This is a genomic window from Amycolatopsis nivea, assembly GCF_004522235.1.
Lineage (GTDB): Bacteria > Actinomycetota > Actinomycetes > Mycobacteriales > Pseudonocardiaceae > Amycolatopsis > Amycolatopsis nivea.
Map to the genome: position 1 here is coordinate 1 of NZ_SDLT01000131.1, position 332 is coordinate 332.

The window sequence follows — 332 nt, forward strand, 5'->3', positions numbered from 1 at the left end:
TCCTCGTCGACATCGAGCCGGCCCGTGCCCGGCAACGCGAGCATCGTGACGTCCGAACCGGTCAGCTCCAGCGCACGGCCCGCGATCAGCTCCAGCGCGTCGACCGGATCCGTCCCGCCCAGCAGTTCCGTGGTCACCTCGCTGGTCGCGCCGAGCCACCGCTGCCGCAACCGCGTCTGCTCGTACAGGTGCGCGTTCTCGATCGCGATCCCCGCCGCCGCGGCCAGCGCCTGCACGATCACCTCGTCGTCGTCGGTGAACTCCGCCCCGTCTTTCTTCTCGGTGAGGTAGAGATTCCCGAAGACTTCCTCGCGGACCCGCACCGGAACCCC

General features: G+C 69.6%; 1 protein-coding gene. It reads right to left on the minus strand.

Annotated features, from left to right (window positions below; translation table 11 throughout):
* On the minus strand, positions 1–332 hold a 332-nt coding region (locus tag EIZ44_RS44535; protein WP_134734625.1), incomplete at both ends, for a GAF domain-containing protein.